At 43.4% G+C, this 5,710-nt stretch carries 2 protein-coding genes and 1 pseudogene; 2 read left to right on the forward strand and 1 reads right to left on the reverse strand.

What is annotated here, in order from left to right:
* Nucleotides 1–99: 99 nt before the first annotated feature.
* Nucleotides 100–411: pseudogene (locus AABK37_RS40010) on the forward strand (pentapeptide repeat-containing protein); the annotation flags it as partial.
* Between the two features lie 57 nt (nucleotides 412–468).
* On the opposite strand, the gene AABK37_RS40015 reads toward AABK37_RS40010, so the two are convergent.
* Nucleotides 469–3,474 carry a zinc-dependent metalloprotease gene (locus tag AABK37_RS40015; protein ID WP_432556946.1) on the reverse strand — a complete coding sequence of 1,002 codons (3,006 nt, stop codon included), beginning with the start codon at nucleotides 3,472–3,474 and terminating at the stop codon, nucleotides 469–471.
* Nucleotides 3,475–3,953: 479 nt separating this feature from the next.
* Between AABK37_RS40015 and AABK37_RS40020 the strand changes: the two genes are divergently transcribed.
* Nucleotides 3,954–5,672, forward strand: a complete 1,719-nt coding sequence (locus tag AABK37_RS40020; protein WP_432556947.1) for a pentapeptide repeat-containing protein — start codon at nucleotides 3,954–3,956, stop codon at nucleotides 5,670–5,672.
* Nucleotides 5,673–5,710 lie beyond the last annotated feature (38 nt).

The following is a 5,710-nucleotide window of genomic DNA, read 5'->3' on the forward strand; positions in this document are numbered from 1 at the left end:
ATCGCTAACCAAAAAACACGTTAAAAACTAGATTGCGCCTAAAGGCGCTACGCATTCATCCCACGGCTAAAAGCCGATGGGCTTTCTGCTTTCAATTTTGTAAACTTTATCGGGGCAGACCTGATTAAGGTAAACTTGGAGGGAACTAACTTAAGTCGCGCTGATTTGCGGAGTGCAAATTTAGTGCAGGCAAACTTGATTGGAGCTAACCTCAGCGAGGCAGAATTGAGTGGGGCAGATTTAAGTGGAGCCAATCTTCAAAAGGCAAATTTGATTGGCAGCAATTTGAATGAAGCAGAATTTAACAACACAAATATAAATGGAGCGACCATCACTGAACAGGAAATTGCTGGTTCAACTATGCATGTAGGCTTATCTCATAAATGGGTGACATGGGCTGGTGGTTGCTGATTTCACGGGCGCTTAATCGTCATGGGCGGGGAAACCCCGCCCCTACGATGGGTGTGGTTAATTTCCTTGTAATGGGGCGTTTAAAACTTTGTCGATCCGATCGCGTGTTTGTAATAGGTGCGCTTTCGTATATTCGTCTTTTGAATCTGCTCCATTAAGTTTTTCTTGCAATTGTTTTAACTTATACCATGCCATTGTCCGCGCATCTTCGGGTACTCGTTGTTTTCGCAATACCATCGCTGTCAACAAATCGAGATATTCTTGTTGCAAGCCTCGGCGCAAACTACTAATTTTCATTTGTTTGCCGTCTGGTTTGAGAACTTCCGTCCAGATGCCATTTTGCAAAGTATCAAATAGTTCTGGCAAAGTCAAAGCTTTCCCAGGAGGACTTTTAAGTTCAATGTCGCTGAGTCGAGAAATGCGATCGCTTGATAGCAATTCTCGCAACACCATACTCTGCATGTTTAATATCAAATCGTGTATCGGATAATCCAAACGCCCGGTACGAGTTTTACTACCCCAATGTCGCCACCGCGATGGGGCTAATTTATTCAGCAGTTCTGGCGAGAAGGTGAGCGCATTTTCTGCAAACATATATTGTTGTAATGTCGCTAACGCTTGCCGTTGTTTTTCTACTGTTACTGGTTCAAACGGTAATCTACCTTGGCGTTCGCGAAGCGTGCCGGATGGCATCTCGCCTCCTTTAACTCGGTAAAAAGACTGACCACCAATGTATTTAGTAGTATAATAAATATTCTGAAAATAGTTACTTAATACCGTACTAAAGCGTTCAGTCACATCACTGTAACTCTCTCCAGCTAAAGGATACCGCTGATTTAGCCTATCCCACATTACACGGGAATTTTCTAACTGCCACTGCGAATAAAGCAGCACATTACTACTATTGTCCCAAGCATCGGCGGTTGGGTCGAGGTCAGACACATCCTCATCTGTAGAATAAGTTAACTCAGGCTTGTCAGATTGTTGAGCGATCGCACTCAACGCGGGTTTTTCCGCTGCGGGAGTGGTTGCGGGAATTTGCGTATAGCCATACTTAATTGCCCAATCATCATAAGGTCCCACCATATTTGGAAAATAATCTCCCTGCTTCACCCCGGTCGGTGCGATATTTGGGGGGATATAATCCATTACCGAGGTAGTTAAACCTTTGCTGCGAGTGATTTTAGTATTGTTCATTTCTTCTGGAGGCAGTAAAGTACTACCACGGAAGTTATGACGTAAACCGAGAGTGTGTCCAACTTCGTGAGCAATAATTAAGCGTATATATTGATGGATATAGTCTTTTACTTGTTCGCTAGTCGGTGGTGTGTTTTGCAACAGTGACATCGCTGTTGTCCCAATCGCAAATTGATTTGCAGCTTCTAAGCCATAGCATAAATCGTACTCACCTGCCATTTTCGATAAACGATTTAACAATTTATTTTCGGCTTGCGGCTTTTGGTTGGGAGTATCGTTAGCTTCTAAACCATTGGTGCAAAGCAGCCGATTTTGCATCAACGCTGATAAAGAAGTGCGATTTTCTCCTTGACTCGGTTGGACAATATCGCGATAATCTTTTTTCAGGGCGCGGATAAAGCTAGCGTCTACTAAAATATCTGCGTCTAAAATTTCCCCAGTTAGCGGGTTAACGCGAGATGGTCCTAGGGCAAAATATCCATCCACCGTGTTAATCCAGCGGATAGTATTGTAGCGGATATCTGCCGGGTCCCAAGGAGCGTTATCCGGCATTTGCTGTACTTGAATCGCATCTTGAAATCCGGCTTTTTCAAAAGCTTTATTCCACATGAGAACGCCTTCTTTGATTGCATCGCGGTATTCTAGAGGAACGGCGTTATCAATCCAAAAAACAATCGGTTTTTTCGGTGGGGAAATTGCCGCATTCGGATCTTGTTTTTCCAACTTCCAGCGATTGATGTAGCGGACAAACGGATCGCCGCGATCGTCGTCAGATAAATCTTGATAAGCGGTGATAAAATAGCCAATACGTTCATCAGCCAAACGCGGTTGATAGTTGTTTTCTGGTAGTTGGGAAATACTGTAATGCACCCGTAGGGTAAAGCCACGGTCATCAGGTAGTGTAGCAAAATTTGGTACAGGTTTGTCCTTACTCCCGCCGCCGGTGAAATTTAAAATAGATTCAATTTCCATGTTTGCCGGGAAAGCTTTGGCATTACCAAAATAGGAATCATCTTTATTAGCGGGAATTCCCAAACTCGCGGATACTCCCGCTATGTCGGTAAGTAACAAGTCGCTTAAGTCGATGAGAATCGTTTTGCTTTGAGAGTTGATGCTTTTAATGGGGATGGTGTAGAGAACCGAGTCACTAAAAGAACGGGCAAGCGATCGCGCTTGTGGATCTCCTTCGCGAGTGCGAAAATTAACATTGCGGACGGTAAAATGCAACTTATTATTTACCCGTTGGAAGTAAAATAAAAAATCTTGCAAAGGCATCCCGCTATAAATACCGCGTTCCCCAATTCCTGATTCTAGCGTTGCATTGGCTAGATAATTTTTATTTAGTTGCTCTGGTTTAATTTCTAAATAAATTTTATTCTTGTCTTTATTACGGTAAAGGGTAAACAGTCCCTGTTGTTTTTGGGTGTCTTTAATTACCTCATCAAATTGTTGTAATTCATCCTTTTTGGTTGGTTTAGTGGTAGTATTAGGCTTTTCAACCGGTTTGTCGGGGACTTTTCCGATTTGCAAAAATGGTTGCTGTGCAGCTTTTTTGTTGTCTTTAACGACCCAAATAAAAGGCTGACGCAAAGCGTGTTTGTTACTGTCGATTACCCATACTTGTTCTCTCGGTAGCCCAAATTTATTGTGTAAATTAGCATTCGCTTTCTGGGAGTAGCGCGGTGTGTCAAGGGAAAAAGCCCCTACACCCGTCACTTCTGTCTTCTTATACCTTTGTGAGGAAGGTGTACCCTTCTGCAAAAAGGTGTCACCGACCGCATTAACAGACGGTGACTTAGCGCTAACGCTGTAGATTGATAGACACAAACCATGCAACAAAATCACACAAAACGTTAATCTGTTCATTCGATCCATTCCTGAAAATGACCCCCTAATTAATTTTTAATTTTTTTCTAGCGAAGGAAGGTTGCTTCATTAACTTATGTCAATGAAAAACACGTCTTAGCTGCTTAATATCAAGCAGAAAGCTTGTAGTTTAGTTTTAACCGACATTTTGAGCTTTGTTATACTTTTTTGCTGTAGTATTTTTGCTAACAATTGCCTTTGTAGCAGAGAGTACGTATTATTTTTACATTGAATCTGGAAATATGCTGAAAAAAAAGTATAGCAATTTGACCAAATTGATAAAGTTTACTGACAATCGAAAAACTTTTCAATCTGACATTTTACTTTTAACCAAAGTCCAAGCAAGTTAGAACTCCCTCAAAACTCATGGTACTAAATAATACTATTTGCCAGAAAGACTAATTCCGCAAAACAAGAAAAAATCTTTAGGTAATCTTCATCAAATCATCAGTAGGTGTATAGTAACTACGGACACAATAATGGCACATTTGTCTCAAGTCTGGAAGCGTTTGATAACGTTCTGCAAGGAAACGGAGTTACAACAGATGCCAACGACAACATCTGTGGAAACCGAAGTAATTTTACCTCTAGAAAAGAATATAAAAGAACAAGATAAAAGTATTGAGTTTTCGCAAAAGAATTTCCACGAATTTATATTTCCGGAACAGCTGCAAAAAAGGTTAGAAGAATGGACAAAAGCAGGTAGTGGTTTGAGCTTTAATAATAGCGATCGCCAACTACACGAGCAGATTTACAATATCTTCGGCAACGCCACGCTGACAACAGAAATAGTCGAACCAGCAATCAACTTGCTGACTGCCAGTCAAGAATTTCGACCTATGCTGCTTTTCCAGCGTTTAGAAAATTTTTATCGCCAGTGGTGTCAAGGAGAATTTATCGATGCTGCACCTGATGATAACTTGCCACAGAAAAAAATGTTGCAGTTGCAAGCACAAAACATTATCGTCGGACTGCGACAGATAGACATACAGACCGGACTAAACGTGATGATTTTGCTTTTAGAATTACACCGTTATGCTCAAACAAAAGACGACTTAAAGCAAAAAATTAACTTTTATCCATCTTCCCAACCAAAAAAAGAAAATTTTTTCACATCTCAACTACTGCGAATTATTAGCTATAGCGATGCGATTGAAATTGGCAATTTTAGTAATATAGTCGGGGAATTTCTGCGAGGTGGCAACTTTAGCGGTGCTTACCTTGGCGATGCTAACTTAACTGGCGCTAACTTCAGCCAAGCCAACCTGAAAAACACTTACCTCGGTGATGCCAACCTAACTGGCGTCAACTTTAGCAATGCTAACCTCAAAGGTGCTAACCTCGGCGATGCCAACCTCAGCGGCGCCAACCTCAGCAATGCCAACCTCAGCGGTGTTGACCTCAGCAGCGCAAACCTCAGCGGTGCAAACCTCAGCGGTGCAAACCTCAACCGCGCTGACCTGAGTAGCGCTGACCTCAGCAGCACCAACCTCAGCAATGCTAACCTCAGTAGCGCCAACCTTAGCAGCAGCAACCTTAAAGATGCTGACCTCAACCGCGCTAACCTTTGTGACACCATCCTGTTTGGTGCCAACCTCAGCGAAGCCAACCTCAAGGGCGTCAACCTCAACCATGCCGACCTTTGCCGCGCTGACCTCAGTGGTGCTGACCTGAGTGATGCCAAACTCAACGGCACCAACCTCAGCGACACAATTCTTTTTAGCACCAACCTCAGCAACGCCATCCTCGTAGCTGCTGACCTCAGCTATGCCAAACTCAACGGTGCCAAACTAAATCATGCCAACCTTAGCAGCGTCATGTTCTTAGGTGCTGACCTCAGCGACACCGATTTGAGTGGAGTGACTCTCAACCAAGCTGATTTGAGTGGAGTAACTCTCAACGATGCTGACCTCAGTGGTGCCGACCTCAGTGAAGCTGTACTCTTTGGTACAGACTTCAGCGGTGCCAACCTCAGCAGCGCCAACCTCAGTGGTAGCAACCTCAGCGGTGCTATTTTCAGCAGCGCCAACCTCAGTAATAGCAACCTCAGCTACGCCATTCTGGGCAATACCGACCTCAGCGACGCTAATTTAGAACAGTTAACTTGGAATGAAAATCAACATTGGCAAAATGTGCGCGGGTTAGATACAGCAGTTAACGTGCCAGACGCCTTAAAGCAACAGCTGGGATTAAAGTGAGAGGAGGGAGGAGGGGGGGAGGGGGGGACAAGGGGAGG

The organism is Tolypothrix sp. VBCCA 56010 (assembly GCF_050875635.1).
Classification (GTDB): domain Bacteria; phylum Cyanobacteriota; class Cyanobacteriia; order Cyanobacteriales; family Nostocaceae; genus Hassallia.

Bases quoted from the DNA above. Each gene is read 5' to 3' on its own strand.
- AABK37_RS40020 (WP_432556947.1), top strand. From the start codon at position 3,954: ATGGCACATTTGTCTCAAGTCTGGAAGCGTTTGATAACGTTCTGCAAG.
- AABK37_RS40015 (WP_432556946.1), bottom strand. From the start codon at position 3,474: ATGAACAGATTAACGTTTTGTGTGATTTTGTTGCATGGTTTGTGTCTA.